A 20,277-nucleotide genomic window follows, 5' to 3' on the forward strand; every position below is an offset into this window, starting at 1 on the left:
CGCAGGCGCTCGGCGTGCCGGTGCTGCGGCTGCGCGTGGGCGTTTATCTCGCGGCCTCGCTCGCGGCCGCCGCGGCGGTGACGACGGGCGGCACCATCGGCTTCGTCGGGCTCGTCGTGCCGCATATGCTGCGGCTCGCGTTCGGCAACGACCAGCGCACGCTCGTGCCTGCCGCCGCGCTCGCTGGCGGGCTCGCCGTGATGGGCGCCGATCTCGTCGCGCGCACCGTGGCCGCGCCGACGCAATTGCCGGTCGGCGTGGTGACCGCGCTCGCGGGCGTGCCCGTGTTCCTGTGGATGCTGTTGCGGAGACGCACGCGATGAGCGCCGCTCTCATGACGTCCGTGCCGATCGCGTCGCCCCTGCTCGCGACGCGCGCGCTCACGTTGCGTGCGGGCTCGCGCACGCTCGTCGACAAGCTCACGCTCGACATCGGCGCGGGTGAAATCTGGTGCGTGGCGGGCGCGAACGGCGCGGGCAAAACCACCTTGATTTGTGCGCTCGCGGGCTTGCGCGAAGCGGCGTCGGGCCATGTCGAAGTCGATGGCGTGACGCTGCGCGACTGGCCGCCGGTGCAACTCGCGCAACGCCGCGCGCTGATGCCGCAAGACGTGCGCGACGCGTTCAGCGCGAGCGTGCTCGATACCGTGCTGCTCAACCGCTATCCGCATCTCGCGGGCTGGGGCTGGGAAAGCGACGACGACCGCGCCGCCGCGCACACGGCGCTCGCCACGCTCGGCCTCGAAGCCTTCGCCGAACGCGACGTGCTTTCGCTCTCGGGGGGCGAGCGTCAGCGCGTCGCGCTCGCGGCGGTGCTGTGTCAGGATGCGCCGCTGCTGCTGCTCGACGAACCGCTCGCGCATCTCGATCTGCATCGTCAGATCGCGTGCCTCGACGCGCTTACGCAGTGGGTCCGCACGGATTCGCGCGCCGTCGTGCTCTCGTGTCACGATCTCAATCTCGCGCGGCGTTTCGCAACGCACGCGCTGCTGCTCGACGGACGCGGCGGCTTTCACGCGGGCCCCGTGCGCGAGGTGCTGACGGCCGAGCGCGCGAGCGACGCGTTCGGCCATGCGCTCGTGCTGATCCGCGACGGTCCGCACGAAGCGCTGGTGCCTGCGCTTGGATCTGCGAACGGGGCCGCGAACGGCTCCACGAACGAATCGTCACCGACGCCGCGCTGATCGAACGCCAACTCAATTCCGATGCCTATTCAGTCGCGCGCGGCGACACACACTCAGTAACGCGCGCGATCCGAACCCAAACGACCGACCTATGACCACGACGCTTTCCGACCTGCTGACCATCGAACCGCTCGACGCTTCGCTGCGCGACACGCTGCAACATCTGATCGACACCAAGACCAAGCCGCCGGGCAGCCTCGGCCGCCTCGAAACGCTCGCGCGTCAGCTCGGCATGATCCAGCGCAGCACGCAACCGCGCGTGACGCGTCCCGCGATGATCGTGTTCGCGGGCGATCACGGCATCGCGCACGAAGGCGTGAGCCCGTATCCGCAGGCCGTCACCGCGCAGATGGTCGCGAACTTCCTCGCGGGCGGCGCGGCGATCAACGCGTTCAGCGGCGTGGGCGGCCTCGAACTCGAAATCGTCGATGCCGGCGTGGCCGCGCCGCTGCCCGACTCGGCGCAGCTCGTCAGCGTGCCGATCGCACGCGGCACGCGCAACTTCGCGCACGAACCGGCGATGACGCGCGACGAAGCCATCCGCGCGCTCGCGGCGGGCGCAGCGCGCGTGCGCCATCACGCGGCGCTCGGCACCAACGTGATCGGCTTCGGCGAGATGGGGATTGCGAACACGTCATCGGCGGCGTGCCTGATGAGCCGTTTGTGCAACGTGCCCATCGACGAATGCGTGGGGCGCGGCACCGGTCTCGACAACGCGGGCCTCGCGAAGAAGCGCAACGTGCTGGCGGCGGCGCTCGCGAAGCACGCCGACGTGCGCGAGCCGCTCGACGTGCTCGCCACCTTCGGCGGCTTCGAAATCGCGATGATGACGGGCGCGTTTCTCGAAGCGGCGCGTCAGCGCATGGCGATTCTCGTCGATGGCTTCATCGCGACGTCGGCGCTGCTGGTCGCCGATTCGCTCGCGCCGAACGTGCGCGATTACTGCGTGTTCGCGCATGCGTCGAACGAAGCGGGACATCGACGCATGCTCGATCATTTCGGCGGGCGCGAACTGCTCGCGCTCGATCTGCGCCTCGGCGAAGGCACGGGCGCGGCGCTCGCGGTGCCGCTGCTGCGCGCGGCCGCGGCCTTCCTCAACGAGATGGCGAGCTTCGAGTCGGCGGGCGTGGACGATCGCGCGGACAATGGTGCGGACCACGGCGCGCATAACAGCGGCGCAGGCCACTGAGCCCGCGATGAATCCGCTCGCGGAACTGCGTTACTTCTTCACGGCGCTCGGCTATTTCACGCGTGTGCCGGTGCCGCGCTGGGTCGGCTTCGAGCCGCAATGGCTCAACGCGGCGGCGCGTTATTTTCCGCTCGTCGGCGCCTTGATCGGCGCGCTCGCGGCGCTCGTCTATCTGGCGGCGTTGCGCGTGTTTCCGCCCGGCGTGGCCGTGCTGCTGTCGATGGCGACGACGCTGCTCGCCACCGGCGCGTTCCATGAAGACGGTCTCGCCGATTGCCTCGATGCGTTCGGCGGCGGCTACACGCGCGAGGACGTGCTGCGCATCATGCACGACTCGCGCGTTGGTGCATTCGGGGCGATCGGCGCGGTGATCGCGCTGCTGCTCAAGTGGCAGACGCTCGCGGCGCTGCCGCCGCTGCGCGCGGCCACGCTGATGATCGCGGGCCACGCGGCGAGCCGTGCGTTCGCGATCAGCTATCTCGTGACGCACGAATACGTGCGGCCCGAGGGCAAGGCCAAGCCGGTCGCGCAGCGCATGGGCGCGGCGGCGCTCGGCTGTGCGCTGCTGTTTGGCTTGCCGTGGCTGCTGTGGCCCGCGTGGCCGGACTGGCGCGCGGCCCTCGTCACGTTCGTCGTGCTGATGGCGCTGCGTTACGCGCTCGGCCGCTATTTCGTGCGGCGCATCGGCGGCTATACGGGCGATTGCCTCGGCTTCGCGCAGCAGGTGTTCGAACTGGCGATCTATCTCGTGGGGCTAGCATGGATCTCGTATTGATCCGCCATCCGGCCGTCGCGGTCGAGGCGGGCGTCTGCTACGGCAGCACCGATGTGCCGCTCGCGGCGTCCATCGAAGCGGGCGCGGCGTCGATTGCCGCGCGGCTCGCGGCGCTCGGCGTGCGCGAGCCGCAGCGCATCGAGACGAGTCCGCTTTCGCGTTGTGCGGGCGTCGCCGATGCGCTCGCGCAGCGTCATGAGGCGATGACGCCGCAGCACGATGCGCGTCTCGCGGAAATGGATTTCGGCGCCTGGGAGATGCAGCGCTGGGACGCCATCGAGCGCGCGCAGATCGACGCCTGGGCCGCCGATTTCGAGCACGCGCGCACGCATGGCGGCGAGAGCGTCGCGCAGTTCGATGCGCGCGTGACGGCGTGGTTCGAAGCGCTCGGCGCGTTGAGTCTGACGCCGCGCGCGTGCGTGTGGACGGTCGCGCATGCGGGCGTGATCCGCGCGATTACGGCGCGTGCGCTCGGGCTACCGCTTGCGCGTTGTTCGAAATGGCCGCTGGAAATGGCCGCGATCGTGTGGCTGCGCCGTGATCTGCATAGCGGCGAGTGGCAACTGGCGCGCTGGAACGCGTGATTGATTCGGATGGCGAATCAATTCGCCTTGCTGGCCGCGTCGCGCGTACGCGCCTGATCGAGATCCTTGCATAACTGCTCTGCGCCCTGCGCGAGACGCGGACCCGCGCGCGAGAGCAGGTCGCCGTCGATGGCGAACAGATTGCCGTGCGCAACGGCGGAAAGTTGCGGCCACGCGCGCCAGCGATCGAGCGCGGGCAGCGGCTGGTCCGGCGCCGTGGCGCCCGGCGAGGCGGTCACGATGGCATCGGGATCCGCGGCGAGCACCGCTTCGGTCGAGAGCGTCGGCACCTGCGTGCGCAGCGCGGCGAACACATTGCGGCCGCCGCAGAGCGTGATGGCGTCGCTGATCGTGTGCTCGCCGTTGATCGTCATGAGCGGCTGATCCCAGACTTCGTAGAACACACGCACGGGCGCGCGCTGCGCATAGCGCGTGCGTAGTTGCGCGATGTCGTGTCGATACGCGTTGGCGGCGGCCTGCGCGGTGGCGTCAGTGCCGAATAGCGTGCCGAGCCGTGTGAGCGAGGTCGCCACATCGTCGAGACGATGCGGCTCGCTGAAGAACAGCGGGATATGCAGATCGCGCAGGCGGTCGATTTGCTGCTGCGCGTTGCCGTGCCGCCAGACCACGATCAGGTCGGGCTTGAGCGCGGCGATGCGTTCGAGATCGAGCGCGCGGTTATCGCCGATACGCGGGACTTTCAGCGCGGCGGGCGGGTAGTCGCTATAGCTCACGGTGCCGACGAGTTTTGCGCCGCCGCCCGCCGCGTAGATCAGTTCGGTGGCGTGCGGCGCGAGGCTGATCACGCGCTGCGCGGGCGCGGCGAGCGTGACGGTGTTGCCCGCGTCGTCGACGGCGCTGACGCTGGCGTGCGCCGTGCTCACCGTGAATGCAGCGCAAGCGATGGAAGCGGCGAAGCGGCGCATCAGCGCGACGCCTTCAGCGCGGGCACGGCCAGGCCGAGCGCGGTCTCGAAGCGCTGCCATTCTTCCTCCGATGCGGGCAGGCCGAAGCGCAGGCTCGCGGGCGTGTCGAAGCGGCGCGTCCACACTGCGTGCGCGGCCAGCGCGTCCTGCAATTGCGCGGCGCGCGTGTCTTCGATCCACGCGAACAGCGGCGTCGCGCGCGGCGCGAAACCGTGTGCGCGCAGCAGCGCCGCGAGCCGTTCGCCTTCGCGCGCGAGTTGCTTGCGCATCGCGGTTTGCCACGCGGTATCGGCGAAGGCGTGCATGACGGCGTGACGCGCGGGGCCGTTCACCGTCCACGCGCCGAGGCGTTCGCGCAAGGCCGCGAGCAGCGCGGGCTGCGCGAGCGCGAAGCCGCAGCGCGCGCCCGCGAGGCCGAAGAACTTGCCGGGCGAGCGCAGCACCACGAGGCCCGCGCGATCGGTCGAGTCGGCGAGCGAGCGCGCGGAGGTATCCACGAATGCATCGGCGAAGGTTTCGTCGACGATCAGCGTGCCGCCGCGCGCCGCGAGTTGCGCGTGCCAGCGCAGCAGCGTCTCGCGCTCGATCAGCGTGGCGGTCGGATTGTTAGGATTCACGACGATGGCGTGCGTTGCATCGTCGGGCAGATCGGGATGCGTCACGTCGAGCGGCACGACCGTGTGACCGGCCTGCGTGAAAGCGGGCGCGTACTCGCCGTAAGTGAGCGGCGCGATGGCCACGCGCGCGCGCGGCAGCAGGGCGGGTAGCGCACGGATCGCGGCCTGGCTGCCCGCGACCGGCAGCACGTGCGCGGCGTCGGGCGCGCCGTAATAGCGCGCGGCGCAGTCGGCGAGACCGTCGCCGTCCTCGGGCAGACGACGCCACGCCGACGCGGGCACCGGCGGCACCGGATAGCCGTGCGGGTTGATGCCCGTCGAGAGATCGATCCACGTTTCCCACGCGATGCCGTAGCGGCGCGCCGCCTCGTGCAGATTGCCGCCATGCGCGATCGTGCGCGGCGCGTTGTCCGTCGTTGTCGACGTCATCGATGGCTTAGACATGGGTCGCCACGCTCACGAAGGCCAGCGCGACGATCACGGCGAGCCACAACAGCGTTGTGCGTTCGACGAGACGCAATGCGGCGTCGACGTCCTGCGCGCGCGGCGGCGATCCCGCGCCGAGCGCCGGGCGCTCCTCGACCGCGCCGTGATAGACGGCCGCGCCGCCGAGCAGCACGTTCAGGCTGCCCGCGCCCGCCGCCATCACCGGACCGGCGTTCGGGCTGTCCCAGCGCGGCGCCTGCTCGCGCCAGCAGCGCAGCGCCACGCGCGTGTCGCCGAGCAGCGCGTAGCTCAGGGCGGTGAGGCGCGCGGGCGCGAAGTTGAGCACGTCGTCGATGCGCGCGGCGGCCCAGCCGAAGCGCAGGAAACGCGGCGTGCGGTAGCCCCACATCGCGTCGAGCGTGTTGGCGAGGCGGAACGCCAGTGCGCCCGGGCCGCCTGCGAGCGCGAACCAGAACAGCGCGCCGAAGATCGCGTCGTTGCCGTTTTCGAGCGCCGATTCGCACGCGGCGCGCGAGAGCGCGGTGGCGTCGGCGTGGGCGGTGTCGCGCGAGACGATGCGCGCGGTCAACTCGCGCGCGACCGCGAGATCGCGCTGCGCGAGCGCGCGGGCGATGGGCGCGATGTGTTCTTCGAGGCTGCGCGCGCCGAGCGCGAACCACAGCAGCGCCACGTGCAGCGCCCACGCGAGCGGCCACGGCAGCAGCGCGCACATCAGCATGGCGATCAGGACCGGCGGCGCGACGGCGGCAAGCCACGCGACGAGGCCGAGTGGACGACCGCGCCGCCCCGTGTTGAAGCGTTTTTCGATGCGCTGGGCGTAGCTGCCGAAGGCGATCAGCGGATGCGCGCGGCGCGGCTCGCCGAACCAGCGGTCGACGGCGACGCCGGCGACGGCGAGCGCGGCGGTGACGGGCAGGCTCAGCATCGTCCTGCTCCCGGCGCCTTGAGCACGAGCGGCAGGCCGGCGGCGACGAGCGTCGCGCGGTCGGCGAGCGCGGCGATGCGCTGGTTCAGGCGGCCCAGTTCGTCGACATAGAGGCGCGTGGCCGCGCCCATCGGCACGACGCCCATGCCGATCTCGTTGCTGACCACGAGCACCGTGCCTTGCGCGCGCTCGCAGGCGGCGGCGAAGGCGTCGAGGCGCGCTTGCCAGTCGGCGCGCGGCGCTTCGGAATCGGGCGGGCAGAGCAGATTGACGAGCCAGAGCGTGAGGCAGTCGATCAGCACACAGCGCCCGGGCGCGGCGTGCGCGTCGAGCGCCTGGGCGAGATCCAGCGGCGCGGCGGCGAAACCCCAGTGCGCGGGGCGGCGCGCGCGGTGATGGGCGATGCGCTCGGCGAATTCGGCGTCGGCGTGCGCGCCCGTGGGCGTGGCCGCCGTGGCGATGTAGGTGACCGGCAGGCCGCTGTCGGCCGCGAGGCGTTCGGCGTGCGCGCTCTTGCCCGAGCGCGCGCCGCCGACGATGAAGGTGAGGTCGCGCGAAATCATCGCGTGATTGTAGCGGCTCGGTGTGCCGTCCTTGCGCGGAGTCTGGCGCGGAGTCTGGCGCGGCGTTCGGCGCTGGCGGGCCTGGCCGGATGGCCGATCGGCCATCCGGCTAGCCGATTGCGGGCGCACGCGATGGGATAATGCGTATTCGCTTCATAGCCGCTTCATAGCCGCTTCATCGGCCTTGCGCCGCAACCGCACTCCGTATCGACCATGTCCGCTTCGAAATCCGCCGTGCCCGCCGTCCCTGTCGTGCCGCAGGGCACGCTCATGATCCAGGGCACCACGTCCGACGCCGGCAAGAGCACGCTCGTCGCCGGCCTGTGCCGTCTCGCGCGGCGCGCGGGCGTGCGGGTCGCGCCGTTCAAGCCGCAGAACATGGCGCTCAACAGCGCGGTGACCGCCGACGGCGGCGAGATCGGCCGCGCCCAGGCCTTGCAGGCCGTCGCCGCGGGCATCGCCCCGCACACCGACCTCAATCCCGTGCTGCTCAAGCCGAACAGCGACCTCGGCTCGCAGGTCATCATCCACGGCAAGGCGCGCATGAATCTGAACGCACGCGCGTATCAGGACTACAAGCCGCTCGCGCGCGTGGCCGTGCTCGAATCGTACGGGCGGCTGCGCGCGGGCTATGACGCAGTGTTCGTGGAGGGTGCGGGCAGTCCGGCCGAAATCAATCTGCGCGCCAACGACATCGCCAACATGGGCTTTGCCGAAGCCGTCGATTGCCCGGTCGTGCTGGTCGCCGACATCGACCGCGGCGGTGTGTTCGCGCATCTGATCGGCACGCTCGCCTGTCTTTCGGAGAGCGAGCGCGCGCGCGTGAAGGGTTTCATCATCAACCGGTTTCGCGGCGATCCGGGGCTGCTCAAGCCGGGCCTCGACTGGCTCGAAGCGCAGACGGGCAAGCCCGTGCTCGGCGTGGTCCCGTATCTGCACGGACTCACGCTCGACGCCGAGGACATGCTGCCGGGCGCGGCGCACACGCACGCGCAGGCGGGTGGGCAGACGCTGCGCGTGGTCGTGCCCGCGCTGCCGCACATCAGCAATCACACCGATTTCGACGCGCTGCGCGCGCATCCGCAGGTCGAATTCAGCTACGTGCGCACGAACGAAGCGCCGCCGAGCGCCGATCTCGTGATACTGCCGGGTTCCAAAAACGTCCGCGACGACCTCGCGTGGCTGCGCGCGCAGGGCTGGGAACGCGCGCTCGCGCGGCATCTGCGCTATGGCGGGCGCGTGATCGGGATTTGCGGCGGCATGCAGATGCTCGGGCGCGCGATCGCCGATCCGCATGGCGTGGAAGGCGAGCCCGGCGCGACGGCGGGCTTCGGCTGGCTCGACTATGAGACCGAACTGACGCGCGAGAAGGCGCTGCGCAATGTGACCGGGCGGCTCGCGCTGGATTCTGGCGACGGCGGCACAGAAGCCGGTGCACCCGTGCGCGGCTACGAGATTCACATGGGCGTGACGCGCGGCGCGGCGCTGGCGCGGCCGGCGGTGCGGATCGAGTCGGTCGAGGGGGAAGCGGAGCAGGCGCAGGCCGAAGCGCGCATGGACGGCGCGCAATCGGCGGACGGCCAGATTCTCGCGACCTACGTGCACGGTCTGTTCGACACGCCGCAGGCGTGCGCCGCGCTGCTGCGCTGGGCGGGTCTCGACGCGGCGCAGAGCGTCGATTACCCGGCGCTGCGCGAGGCGTCGCTGGAGCGGCTCGCCGACACGTTGGCCGCGAGCCTCGACCTCGATCGCCTGTACGGCGCGATGCGCTGAACGCGGCGAGCAAGGCGGCGCCCGGTCAGGCGCCGCTCAGTACAACACCATCTGCGTGCAGCGGAACAGCGCGGTGGTCTTGCCGTCGGGGCCGGTGACGGTGGCGTCCCAGATCTGCGTGCTGCGGCCCAGATGCACGCCCGTCGCGACCACGCTCAGCGTGCCTTCGCGCGCGGTGCCGACGAAATTGCTCTTGAGCTCGACGGTCGTGAAGTTTTTCGCCGTGGGCGGCAGATGCGCGTAGCAGCCGTAGCCGCAGGCCGTATCGGCGAGACAGATCACGGTGGCGGCGTGCAGGAAGCCGTTGGGCGCGAGCAGATTGCTGCGGATGTCGAGCTCGGCGCGCAGGATGCCTTGCTCGAGCGCCACCGCGCGAAACCCGAGCAGTTCGGGCAGCCGGCCTTGCTGGCGCTCGTGCAGGGAGGCGAGGGTGATCTCGGGGCGCAGCGTGCTCATGAGGGGAAGTCTCCTTGGATTTTGGGAATTGAAGCGAGGTTAGGCGCGCGCAAAGGCGTCGGCTACGCGGGTCGCTGCGGGTGGCGGCTGCGCCACCCTGACGCCGTCGGGGGCTTCGACGCCACGGCATTTGCCGATATTATCGGACGGTTGCGTCGGCGCGCCGTCAGCTTCGCAGGCGATCGGCGCACACAGCAGCAGAATCGGCAAACCGGCTGGCCCGTGTGCCAGCCTTCCTGACGGGAGCATTCATGACGGTGATCGTGGTGGCGAACCCCAAGGGCGGCGTCGGCAAAAGCACGCTGTCCACCAATCTGGCCGGCTATTTCGCGGCGCAAGGCGAGTGGGTCGCGCTCGCCGACCTCGACCGGCAGCAGTCGTCGCACGCGTGGCTCGATCTGCGAGCCCCGACGCTGCCCGCCATCGAAAGCTGGCAGGTCGATCTGGACCATCCGCAGAAGCCGCCCAAGGGCCTCGAACACGCCGTCATCGACACGCCCGCGGGCCTGCACGGCAACCGGCTCGCGACGATCATCGAACTGGCCGACAAGGTGATCGTGCCGCTGCAGCCGTCCATGTTCGACATTCTCGCCACCAAGGACTTTCTCGACCGGCTGTCGAAGGAAAAGGCGGTGCGCAAGGGCAACATTCAGGTGGGCGTGGTGGGCATGCGGGTGGACGCACGCACGCGCTCGGCTGAGCAGTTGCAGCGCTTTGTCGAAGGGCTCGACCTGCCGGTGCTCGGCTATCTGCGCGATACGCAGAACTACGTGCAGCTTGCCGCGCACGGGCTCACGCTCTGGGACGTCGCGAAAAGCCGCGTCGAGAAGGATCTGGACCAGTGGCAGCCGATCATCTCCTGGCTCAACGGGAAATAAGCGCGTGGGAGATAGGCGCGAGTTTGGCGGGAAATGAACGCGAAATGAACGCGAAATCAGCGCTAAATAAGCACCAGATGAGCGCAAAAGCCGCGCTCAGCGGGCGGCAAGCCGCGTCGCGTCGCCAGAAATGCAAACGGCGCGCATGACGCGCGCCGTGTGTAGCAGTCCAGCCAGCCAGTTAATCCACTAGCCAGCCAGTCATCGGGCGGGAGAAACCCGCCGCCGCTCAGCTCCAGGCCTGGGTCGGCACGTGGTCGCGGCTGCCCTTGATGCGGTTGTTTTCGTCGACGAACACGAGGTCCGGCTTCCAGCCCGCCTTCAGTTCTGCTTCCTCGACGTTCGCGAAGGCCGCGATGATCACGAGGTCGCCCAGTTGCGCGCGGCGCGCGGCCGAGCCGTTCAGCGAGATCATGCCGCTGCCGCGTTCGCCCTTGATCGCGTAGGTCGTGAAGCGTTCGCCGTTGTTGATGTTCCAGATGTCGATGCGCTCGTTTTCGACGATGTTCGCCGCTTCGAGCAGATCTTCGTCGATCGCGCACGAACCTTCGTAGTGCAGTTCGCAGTGCGTGACCGCGACGCGGTGGATCTTCGACTTGAGCATGTGGCGTTGCATGGTGCGTCTCCTCAGGCGGACGGGCAGGCGGCCCGCCGCACAGCATTCGATGGTGAAAGCCGGAGCCAATGTCCGGCGGACGGTAGTCTGGGCGGCCGGTGCGGCGCTCAGATCTCCAGGTTGTCGATCAGGCGCGTCGCGCCGAGCTTGGCCGCGGCCAGCACGACGAGCGGCGCATCGGTCTCGCCCGGCGCGGGCGGCAGCAGGTTCGCGCGCTTGCGGATCGCGATGTAGTCGGGCTTCCAGCCGCGCGCGGCCAGCGTGGCCATGGCGTCGAGTTCGAGCTGCTTGTAGTCGTGGCGGCCCGAGAGCACCGACTCGCGGATCGCGCGCAGCACGCCCGCCAGTTGCGGCGCCTCGGCGCGCTCGGGCGGCGTGAGATAGCGGTTGCGCGAGCTGAGCGCGAGACCGTCTTCGTCGCGCACGGTTTCGGCGGCGATCACCTCGATCGGCAGCGCGAACTGCTCGCACATCGCGCGCACGATCATCAGCTGCTGGTAATCCTTCTTGCCGAACACGGCCACGCGCGGCTGCACGCACGACATCAGCTTCATCACGACCGTGCAGACGCCCTCGAAGAAACCGGGGCGGAATTCGCCTTCCAGAATGTCGCCGAGGTTATGCGGCGGCTGCACGCGGTATTCCTGCGGCTGCGGGTACATGTCGCGCTCGGTGGGCGCGAACAGCACGTAGACGTTTTCCTTCTGCAGCTTCTCGATGTCGTCCTGCAGCGTGCGCGGGTATTTGTCGAAATCCTCGTTCGGGCCGAATTGCAGGCGGTTGACGAAGATGCTCGTCACGACCGGATCGCCGTGCTGGCGCGCGAGGCGCATCAGCGAGAGGTGGCCTTCGTGGAGGTTGCCCATGGTCGGCACGAACGCGGTGCGGTTTTGGCCGCGCAGCTGGTCGCGCAGTTCCTGAATCGAGCTGATGACTTTCATGATCGGATGCGTTATGCCTCGCGCGGGGCAAGACGTAGGTTGCGGCAACCGGCGCTCGCGCGGGCGAGCCGGCCGGATGGCGTGCCGACCCCTGTCAGGAGCAGGCGCGGGCGATTGTAGAGGATTTGACCGGCCCGCGCAGCGCCTTCGGCTACGGGATTATCCTGGCCTGGCCTGCGTCGATCTCGATGGGGACGGAACGTCTGGGCGTCCCGGATGCACCAGCCGGGTGCGCCGCGCAGCGTGTTGCCGGCTGATGTCCCGCTGGCTTTTCGCTTGCCGCGCGGATCAGACCGGCAGGTAGGCGAGGCGCACGTAAATGGGCGCGAACGGCTCGGGCTGGGTGATTTCGATCAGCGATTCGCGCGACAGTTCGAGCATCGCGATGAAGTTCACGATCACGACCGGCACGCCGCGCGTGACGTCGAACAGTTCCGAGAATTCCATGAAGCGCGCGCCCTGGAGCTTGCGCAGGATCGTGCTCATATGCTCGCGCACGGACAGTTCCTCGCGCGAGATCTTGTGATGCTGCACGAGCTTCGCGCGCTTGATGACGTCGGCCCACGCGGCGCGCAGGTCGACGGCGTCGACGTCCGGGAAGCGCGGCGTGATGCTCTGCTCGATATAGACCTCGGCGCGCATGAAGTCGCGGCCGAGCTGCGGCAGCTTGTCGATGCGCTGCGCGGCGAGCTTCATCTGCTCGTATTCGAGCAGGCGGCGCACGAGTTCGGCGCGCGGATCTTCGGCTTCCTCGCCGGTGTCGGCCTTCTTGACCGGCAGCAGCATGCGCGACTTGATCTCGATGAGCATCGCCGCCATCAGCAGATATTCGGCGGCCAGTTCCAGATTGGTCTTGCGCAGTTGCTCGACGTAGCCGAGGTACTGCGTGGTGACGTCCGCCATCGGAATGTCGAGGACGTTGAAGTTCTGCTTGCGGATCAGGTAGAGCAGCAGGTCGAGCGGACCTTCGAACGTTTCGAGGAAAACCTCGAGCGCGTCGGGCGGGATGTAGAGATCCTGCGGCAGCTTGAACAGCGGCTCGCCGTACAGACGAGCGAACGCCACGCCGTCGACCGTGTTGGGCGTCGAGTCGGTGGCGGGGGCGGAAAGCGCTTCCGGGTTCGCGGGCACGGCCGCATGGCCGGCCGCGTGCGCCGCGGAATGCGCCGCCTCGGCACCGGGTGGAGGCGTCAAGGCCTCCTTGGCGCCTTCGGCCCCGTCGGCTTCAGCCATCAGAAGTTCTGGTAGTAGACGTAGGGCGTCTGCTTGACGCGCGATGCCTGCTGGCGCTCGCGTTCGTCGAGGTCGATCGGCTGCTTGTCCCACAGCAGCGAGCGGCCCTTGCGCTGCTGTTCTTCGAGCTGGGGCTTTTGCTGCTTGAGCTGGGTCAGGAACTGGGTGATGTCCGACTGATACATGGCTGACGTCCGTCGAGTGAGGCAGCTGTTTCTGACAGCCGCCGATGTTCGTGTCGGCGGCAATTTTACCGCAAGCGGCGGGCGCGGAACATCCGGGCGGGCGGCGCGTCGAAGGCACGCGATACGCGCGGGCAGGGCGCGCGGCTGCGCGGGCCTCGCGGCGCGGGGTTGCGCTGTGTGGCCTTGCGCACGGCTTGCGGCCCTCTTTGCGCCTCGTCCTGGGGTTTTCGAGCGCTGATGTGGTGAAATAGCGCGTTTGGGTTTGCGCAGCGTCCGCCGGATGCGCGGGCGGCGCGAAAGCGAACCGAAGCTGGCCTGAAGCAAACCGAAGCGAACCGAAGTGAACAAAATGACGTCTGGAGGTCTTGTTTGGCGGGATGGCTGATCGAAGCGTTGCGCGCATGGCGGCGTCCCGAACGGGCGGCGCGGCCGTGGCACGCCGGGCGCCGCGCGGTGGGCCGTGAATTGGGCCGTGTGTTGAGCCGTACGGCGGGGCTTGTGACCCATCGCGCCGTGGCTCTCACCGCAAACCGCTCAACGAATGCCGTCGCGCACGCTATCGCGAAAATCTCCCCGAATATTTCCCCGGATCGTGCGCAGCCCAATCTGGCGCATCGCTTCGTTACCTTCGCCGCCCTCGGCCTCGCCCTGAGCGCGCTCACCGCCACGCCCGCGCACGCCGATCTCGCGAGCCTGCTGCCGTGGATGCACGCGCGCACCTATTACGACGTCCAGATCGACGCCTCGCCGCGCGAGTTGCGCAAGCTGCTCGAAGCGCATCTCGACATCGCGCGCTTCGCCACGCGCGCCGACATCAGCGAAGACCAGTTCGAATTTCTCGTGACGGCCACGCCGCAGCAGGTGCGCGATCTCGCGTCCACCGACGGCTATTTCACGCCGGTCGTGCGCACGGATGTGAGCAGCGACGAAAACGGCCGCCGCCGCGTGACGGTGAGCGTCGATCCGGGCCCGCGCACGACGATTTCGGCGGTCACGCTGACGTTTCGCGGCCCGGTGCTGACCGAGGACAAGGCGCAGGAAAACGCCACGCGCTTCGCGTTCTCGCTGCACACGGGCGACGCCTTCACGCAGTCCGGCTGGGACGACGCCAAGAACGCCGCGCTGCGCGCCTTGCAGGCGCGGCGCTATCTGGGCGCGAAGATCGCCCGGTCGGAGGCGCGCGTCGATCCGATCAAGCACGACGCGCAACTGTCCGTCACCTTCGACAGCGGCCCGACCTTCACGATGGGCGCGCTCGACGTTTCCGGGCCGCGCCGCTACCCCGAAAAGATCGTGACCGACGTCAATCCGCTTTCGCCGGGCGAGATCTACGACGTGAACCGCGTGACCGAGCTGCAACGCCAGCTCCAGAACGCGCCGTACTACGCGAGCGTGGCCATCGACGTCGACGACAACACGCAAAAGCCGCTCAACACGCCGCTGCACGTGAAGGTGAGCGAGTATCCGTACAACAATTTCCGCGGCGGCGTCGGTTATTCGACCGACACGGGCGCGCACGTGCAGGGGTCGTACTCGTATCTCGATACCTTCGGCAAGGCCTGGCCGTTCCAGGTGCAGGGGCGTCTGGACCAGATCCAGCAATATGGCCAGGTGCAACTGTCGATGCCGCCGGGCCCGCGCGCGTGGACCAATAGCGCGCTCGCGTCCTACACCACGACGGATGTCTCCGACACGCGGATCTACAGCCTGCGCGCGGGCGTGCAGCGCACGCGCACCTCGCAGAACATCGACTACTCGTACTCGCTGCTCTACTACCAGGACCGCCTCGACCAGAACGCCGGGCCGCCCACCACGAGCCGCGCGCTGGTGCCGCAATGGTCGTGGACGCGCCGCAACGTCGACGATCAGCTGTTCCCGCGCTCGGGCAACCTGATCCGCGTGGAGGCGGGCTTCGCCGTGAAGGGCGTGCTCTCCGACGCCACGTTCTTCCGCGGCTACATGCGCGGCCAGCAATATCTGCCGATCGGCCAGAGCGACATTGTGCTGTTCCGCGCGGAACTCGGCGGCGTGTTCACGTCGAGCAGTTCGTCGGACGTGCCCGCGTCGCTGCTGTTCCGCGCGGGCGGCTCGAACTCGGTGCGCGGCTATGGCTTTCAGAGCATCGGTAACAACGTCGACGGCTCGATCCTGCCCACCAAATATCTCGTGACCGGCTCGGCCGAATATCAGCACTGGTTCACGCACGACTGGGGCGGCGCGGCGTTCTTCGACGTCGGCACCGCCACCGACACCTGGGGCGAGAAGGTGTTCTATCCGGGCGCGGGCCTCGGCGCGCGCTGGCGCAGCCCCGTCGGCCCGGTCAACCTCGACCTCGCCTACGGCTTCCGCGAACGCCGCGTGCGGCCGTATCTGACGCTGGGGATCGCCTTCTGATGACGATGCGCGCGATCCTCTCCCTGCTGTCTTCACTCTGCTCGCCGATGGCCGCGCCGCCGGGCGGCGGTGCGCCGTCGTCCGATGCGCCGGGCGAGCACGAACGAAGCGGCGATGAAGGCAGCGAAAGCACCGAAGGCGGCGCAGGTCAAACGCCGCCGCCGCGCCGTTCGCGCCGGCTCTGGAAGGCGCTCGCGTGGGCGATCTGCGTGCCGGTGCTGCTGGTCGGCCTCGTCGCGGGACTGCTCTATGGCGTGCTCACGACCGAGCGCGGCACGGCCTACGCGTGGCGCGCGGCCGTGAAGATTCTCGACGGCAAGCTCTCGGGCACGCTCGAAGGCGGCACGCTCGCGAGCGGCGTGCGCTTGTCCAACGTCGCCTGGCACGGCGGCGACGGCACCACGGCGAGTATCGACCGCGTCGGCGGGCAGTGGGTGCTGGAGATGCCGCACGACAAGCCGTGGCGCTTCGTCATCGACTATCTGCATGTCGGCGACGTCGATCTGCGCATCGTGCCGTCAAACGAGCCGTCGTCGGGGCCGATGTCGCTGCCCGACACGCTGCGCCTGCCGCTCGCCATCGATATCCGCGACGTGCAGTTGGACAAGCTCACGCTGCATGAGGGCGCGTCGGCGACCGAATTCTCGCGCTTCCAGTTTCATGGCCGCAGCGACGGACGCCATCACGAAGCCGCCGTCGAGCGCCTCGATACGCCGTTCGGCGCGGTGAGCGCCAGCGCGAAGCTCGATGGCGACAAACCGTTCGCGCTGTCGGGCAACGCGGGCTATTCGGGCAAGGTCAACGGCGAGGACGTGCAGGTGAACGCGAGCCTCGGCGGCTCGCTCGAAGCGCTCACGACCGAGATCCAGGCGACCGGCATGAAGCTCACGGGCCATGCGCACGTGGAAGCGACGCCGTTCGGCGCTGTTCCGCTGCAGCGCGCGACGCTGGCATTCGATCACGTCAATCCGCAGGCTTTCGCGCCGGGCGCGCCGTTCGCCGACCTCGCGCTGCGTGCGCAGTTGCAGCCGGTGCAGACGGCGCAGGGCGGGGCGGCGGCGAGTCCGCAGGCGGTGGCGTCGGCGTTGTCGGCGGCTTCGGCTTCGGTGGCCTCGGCGGCTTCGGTGCCGGCGGTTGTCGCGGCAGCTTCGGCTTCCTCGGCTTCGTCGGCTTCGGCCGCTTCGGTGGTCGCCGCGGCTTCATCGCCGGTTGCGGCCTCGGCGGCGTCCACCGCCACGGCGCACAGCAACGCGGCGGGCTTCACGGTCGCGGGCCGCGTCTCGATCGTCAACGCGAAGCCGGGCGCCATCGATCAGCAACTGCTGCCGCTGATCGACGCGCATACCGACGTCGTGCTCGACGCCAAGGCGCAGCGCCTCTCGAATCTGAACGTGCGGCTCGTCAAGAGCGCGACGATCACGGGCGGCGGCGCGCTGGCGGGCGGCAAAGGCCGCTTCGATCTGAAGGTGGCGGGGCTCGACCTCAATGCCATCCAGGCGAGCGTGCGTCCGACGCAGCTGGCGGGCCCGATCGGCGTGCGTCTGAACGGCGACACGCAGAGCGTCACGCTCGATCTCGCCGATCCGAAGGCCGCGCTGCGTCTGCAAGGCAAGATCACGCAGGACCCGGCGCGGCTCTCGTTCAACGACGTGCGGCTGACCTCGGGCGCGGGTCACATCGATCTGTCGGGCGCGCTCAAGCACGACGCGAATTCCAGCTACACGCTGAAGGCCGCGCTGACGAATTTCGATCCGCTGTCGCTCGCGCCGCCCACGCCCGTGAAGGCCGCCAAGTCCACGCATGCCGCGCCGAAGGCGAAACAGGGCGCGCCCGCGCGCGCTCGGACGCAACCGGCCACGTCCGGCGACGCGTTGAATCCGAAGCGCAATCTCGCGCTCAATCCGTCGCTGAATCCGGCCTTGAATCCCGCGCAGATCGGCAGCGAGCAGGCGCAGGCGCAAAAGCGCGTCGAGAACGCGAAGCAGACCGAACCGTCTGGCGCGGCACCCGCCGCGAGCAGTGCACAAAGCGGCGCACAGAACAGCGCACAGCACACCGAAGCGAAACCGAAAACCCCGCCGCGCGCCCCCAACCGCCGCATCGAGGCGCGCGTGAACGGCACCTTGACGGCCACCGGCATGCTCGCGCCCACGCTCACGACCAAGGCCGAATTCAAGCTCGGGCCGAGCGTCTACGACGACCTGCCGCTCACGGGCCAGGGGCTGATCCAGCTCGCGGGCACGCGCATCCTGCCGAGCCGCGCGAATCTGTCCGTGGCGGGCAACACGGTCGATCTGCAAGGCAGCTTCGGCGCGCGCGGCGACCGTCTGCGCTTCAAGGTGGATGCGCCGCAGCTCGACCGGCTCGGCTTCGGCGTCGCGGGCCAGGTCGCGGCGAACGGCGACCTGACCGGCACGTTCGCGCATCCCGACGTCGCGCTCGACTACAAGCTCGACAACGTCGCGTTCGGCGACAACCGCGTCGGCCACGCGCAAGGCCATGCCGAAGCGCGCGACGGCGCGAACGGCGCGCTCGCGTTCAACGCCGACGCCAGCAACGTCGCCGTGGCGGGCGTCGATATCGCCAGCCTCAGCGCGCGCCTCTCGGGCACGCGCGCGAAGCACACGCTCACGGCCAACGCGAAGGGCAAGCTGCAAGGCCAGCCGATCGACCTCGCGGTGGCCGCCAACGGCAAGCTCACCGACACGCGCGAGGGCTCGCGCTGGGACGGCACCGTGACGCAGTTGCAGAACCGCGGCGTGCCCGATGTCACGATGCAGTCGCCGCTCACGGTCAGCGCGGGCGCGGGCAAGATCACGCTGGGCGCGACGCGCATCGTCGCCGAGGGCGCCTCGCTCGACCTCAAGGGCTTCGACTTCGATCACGGCAAGATCCGCTCGGCGGGCTCGCTGACCAATGTTTCCGTGGCGCGCATGATGGCGCTGCGCCAGCAGTTCACGGGCGTGCCGTCCACGCTCAAGACCGACCTCGTCTTCGACGGCGGCTGGGATTTCTCGATCGGGCCGACGGCCACGGGCTACGTGCAGCTCAAGCGCCGCAGCGGCGACGTCACGGTGGAAATCGGCCGTGGGCTCGCCTCGCTCGGTCTCGGCGACATCAACGCGCGCGCGGCCTTCAGCGGCGGCAACCGGCTGACGCTCACCGCGCACGCGCAGGCGAGCCGCATCGGCGTGATCGACATCGACGCGAACACGACGCTCGCTCCGCGCGACGGCGTGCTCACGGTCGCGGACGAAGCGCCGCTCGGCGGCACCATCAAGGCGAACGTGCCGTCGCTCAAGACCACGGGCGGGCTGCTCGGCCCGAGCTATCTGCTCGACGGCCACCTCGCGCTGCAGCTCGCGCTGGGCGGCACGGTCGCGAAGCCCGACCTGACCGGCTCGCTGATGGGCGACGGGCTCTCCGCCACGGTGGTCGATCAGGGCGTGCAGTTGAAGGACGGCGTGATCCATATCGCGCTGTCGCACAATCTCGTCGACTTCCAGCAGGTTGAGTTTCACGGCGCGAGCGGCACGCTGCGCGCCACGGGCCGCGTGCGTCTCGACAACGAAGACCCCGATCTGACCGCGAACATCGTCGCCGACAAGCTCGAACTGTTCGCCGCGCCCGACCGCCGCCTGTCGCTCTCGGGCAGCGCGAGCGTCGCCAACGGTGGGCATCTGGGCGGCATGCAGATCGACGGCAAGTTCACCGTCGATCACGCGCTGTTCGACCTGCCCGAGTCGGCGGCACCCTCGCTCGGCGACGACGTCGTGCTCGTGCGCCCCGACGGCACCACGCGCGGCGGCACCCCGCCGATCGACGAAACGGCCTCGACGAAACCCGCGCCGCGTTTCGCGCCGCGCGCGAACATCGACATCAACCTGGGCCGCAATTTCCGCTTCCGCGGCCAGGGCGCGGATCTCGGCCTCGCGGGCACCATCACGGCGATGAGCGCGCCGGGCGTGCCGCTGCGCGCGGTCGGCAACGTGCGCGTGACCGAGGGCAGCAGCTATACGGCGTTCGGCCGCAAGCTCAACATCGAGAACGGCTTCTTCACGTTCAACGGGCCGGTCAGCAATCCGGGCATCAACATTCTGGCGATGCGGCGCAACCAGCAGGTGGAGGCGGGCGTGTCCGTCACGGGCACGGTGCAGGCGCCGGTCGCGAAGCTGGTGTCCGAGCCGAACGTGACCGACAACGAAAAGCTCTCGTGGCTGCTGTTCGGCCACGGCACCGATCAGGGCAACAACGTCGGCCAGCAGAGCGCGATGACCACGGCGCTGGCGCTGCTCGGCAGCGCGCAGGGCAAGCGCATCGCGCAGAGCATCGGGCTCGACGAGTTCTCGATCGGCCGCTCGGAAGTGGGCCTGACCGACCCGCAGGTCGTGATGCTCTCGAAGGCGATCAACGAGCGGCTCGTGATCGGCTACGAACAGGGTTTGCAGACGGCGTCGAACGCGATCAAGGCGACCATCAACTTCTCGCGCTACTGGTCGGTGTCGGCGTATGGCGGCACGTTCAACGGGGCCGATATCAACTACACGCGGCGCTTCGACCGGATTCGCTGGTAGGCGCGCGGCGCGGCAATT

18 protein-coding genes are annotated in these 20,277 nt (G+C 69.3%); 9 read left to right on the plus strand and 9 right to left on the minus strand.

The window, feature by feature from the left end:
* The 5 genes from LDO54_RS37275 to cobC form a co-directional block, all read left to right on the plus strand.
* Nucleotides 1–323 (plus strand): iron chelate uptake ABC transporter family permease subunit (locus LDO54_RS37275; RefSeq protein WP_224017946.1); only part of this gene is annotated, 323 nt, incomplete at its 5' end.
* The gene (locus LDO54_RS37280; protein WP_436975771.1) at nt 320–1,183 is read left to right on the plus strand and encodes an ABC transporter ATP-binding protein; all 864 of its coding nucleotides are present in this window, start codon (nt 320–322) and stop codon (nt 1,181–1,183) included. The genes LDO54_RS37275 and LDO54_RS37280, both read left to right, overlap by 4 nt.
* A 91-nt stretch (nt 1,184–1,274) precedes the next feature.
* Entirely contained in the window at nt 1,275–2,372 is a 1,098-nt protein-coding gene (gene cobT, locus LDO54_RS37285) for a nicotinate-nucleotide--dimethylbenzimidazole phosphoribosyltransferase (RefSeq protein WP_224017948.1), read from the plus strand.
* 7 nt (nt 2,373–2,379) lie between these two features.
* Nucleotides 2,380–3,147, plus strand: a complete 768-nt coding sequence (locus tag LDO54_RS37290; protein ID WP_224017950.1) for an adenosylcobinamide-GDP ribazoletransferase — start codon at nt 2,380–2,382, stop codon at nt 3,145–3,147.
* Nucleotides 3,132–3,731, plus strand: a complete 600-nt coding sequence (gene cobC, locus LDO54_RS37295) for an alpha-ribazole phosphatase (protein WP_224017952.1) — start codon at nt 3,132–3,134, stop codon at nt 3,729–3,731. The genes LDO54_RS37290 and cobC overlap by 16 nt, the downstream gene beginning before the upstream one ends.
* Nucleotides 3,732–3,748: 17 nt before the next feature.
* Here the strand turns inward: cobC and LDO54_RS37300 are convergent, their stop codons facing one another.
* From LDO54_RS37300 to cobU, 4 genes are read right to left on the minus strand one after another with little or no spacing between them, the layout of a single operon-like run.
* A complete protein-coding gene (locus LDO54_RS37300; RefSeq protein WP_224017954.1) occupies nt 3,749–4,657 on the minus strand; it encodes a cobalamin-binding protein in 909 nt (302 codons plus the stop codon).
* The gene (gene cobD / locus LDO54_RS37305; RefSeq protein ID WP_224017956.1) at nt 4,657–5,718 is read right to left on the minus strand and encodes a threonine-phosphate decarboxylase CobD; all 1,062 of its coding nucleotides are present in this window, start codon (nt 5,716–5,718) and stop codon (nt 4,657–4,659) included. The genes LDO54_RS37300 and cobD overlap by 1 nt, the downstream gene beginning before the upstream one ends.
* Nucleotides 5,711–6,646: a CobD/CbiB family cobalamin biosynthesis protein gene (locus LDO54_RS37310; RefSeq protein WP_224017958.1), complete on the minus strand. Its 936-nt coding sequence runs from the start codon at nt 6,644–6,646 to the stop codon at nt 5,711–5,713. Before LDO54_RS37310 ends, cobD begins: the two co-directional genes overlap by 8 nt.
* Entirely contained in the window at nt 6,640–7,209 is a 570-nt protein-coding gene (gene cobU / locus LDO54_RS37315) for a bifunctional adenosylcobinamide kinase/adenosylcobinamide-phosphate guanylyltransferase (RefSeq protein WP_224017959.1), read from the minus strand. Before cobU ends, LDO54_RS37310 begins: the two co-directional genes overlap by 7 nt.
* A gap of 213 nt (nt 7,210–7,422) precedes the next feature.
* On the opposite strand from cobU, the gene LDO54_RS37320 reads away from it, so the two are divergent.
* Nucleotides 7,423–8,982, plus strand: a complete 1,560-nt coding sequence (locus LDO54_RS37320; RefSeq protein ID WP_224017961.1) for a cobyric acid synthase — start codon at nt 7,423–7,425, stop codon at nt 8,980–8,982.
* 36 nt (nt 8,983–9,018) lie between these two features.
* On the opposite strand, the gene LDO54_RS37325 is transcribed toward LDO54_RS37320, so the two are convergent.
* A complete protein-coding gene (locus tag LDO54_RS37325) occupies nt 9,019–9,438 on the minus strand; it encodes a PaaI family thioesterase (protein WP_224017963.1) in 420 nt (139 codons plus the stop codon).
* A 251-nt stretch (nt 9,439–9,689) separates the two neighbouring features.
* Between LDO54_RS37325 and LDO54_RS37330 the strand changes: the two genes are divergently transcribed.
* Nucleotides 9,690–10,316, plus strand: a complete 627-nt coding sequence (locus LDO54_RS37330; protein WP_224017965.1) for a ParA family protein — start codon at nt 9,690–9,692, stop codon at nt 10,314–10,316.
* A 229-nt stretch (nt 10,317–10,545) separates the two neighbouring features.
* On the opposite strand, the gene panD is transcribed toward LDO54_RS37330, so the two are convergent.
* The 4 genes from panD to LDO54_RS37350 all read right to left on the minus strand — a co-directional run bounded on the left by panD (nt 10,546) and on the right by LDO54_RS37350 (nt 13,291).
* Nucleotides 10,546–10,932 (minus strand): aspartate 1-decarboxylase, encoded by a 387-nt coding sequence (gene panD, locus LDO54_RS37335; protein ID WP_224017967.1) that lies wholly within the window; start codon nt 10,930–10,932, stop codon nt 10,546–10,548.
* A 107-nt stretch (nt 10,933–11,039) separates the two neighbouring features.
* Nucleotides 11,040–11,873, minus strand: a complete 834-nt coding sequence (gene panC / locus LDO54_RS37340; RefSeq protein ID WP_224017969.1) for a pantoate--beta-alanine ligase — start codon at nt 11,871–11,873, stop codon at nt 11,040–11,042.
* 288 nt (nt 11,874–12,161) lie between these two features.
* Nucleotides 12,162–13,106, minus strand: a complete 945-nt coding sequence (locus LDO54_RS37345; RefSeq protein WP_224017971.1) for a segregation and condensation protein A — start codon at nt 13,104–13,106, stop codon at nt 12,162–12,164.
* The gene (locus LDO54_RS37350; protein WP_065057339.1) at nt 13,106–13,291 is read right to left on the minus strand and encodes a DUF3460 family protein; all 186 of its coding nucleotides are present in this window, start codon (nt 13,289–13,291) and stop codon (nt 13,106–13,108) included. Before LDO54_RS37350 ends, LDO54_RS37345 begins: the two co-directional genes overlap by 1 nt.
* 705 nt (nt 13,292–13,996) lie before the next feature.
* On the opposite strand from LDO54_RS37350, the gene LDO54_RS37355 reads away from it, so the two are divergent.
* The gene (locus LDO54_RS37355; RefSeq protein WP_224018004.1) at nt 13,997–15,685 is read left to right on the plus strand and encodes an autotransporter assembly complex protein TamA; all 1,689 of its coding nucleotides are present in this window, start codon (nt 13,997–13,999) and stop codon (nt 15,683–15,685) included.
* A 5-nt stretch (nt 15,686–15,690) separates the two neighbouring features.
* On the plus strand, nt 15,691–20,259 hold the full coding sequence (locus LDO54_RS37360; protein ID WP_436975773.1) for a translocation/assembly module TamB domain-containing protein: 4,569 nt from the start codon (nt 15,691–15,693) through the stop codon (nt 20,257–20,259).
* Nucleotides 20,260–20,277 lie beyond the last annotated feature (18 nt).

The organism is Paraburkholderia tropica (assembly GCF_914484835.1).
Taxonomy (GTDB): domain Bacteria; phylum Pseudomonadota; class Gammaproteobacteria; order Burkholderiales; family Burkholderiaceae; genus Paraburkholderia; species Paraburkholderia tropica_A.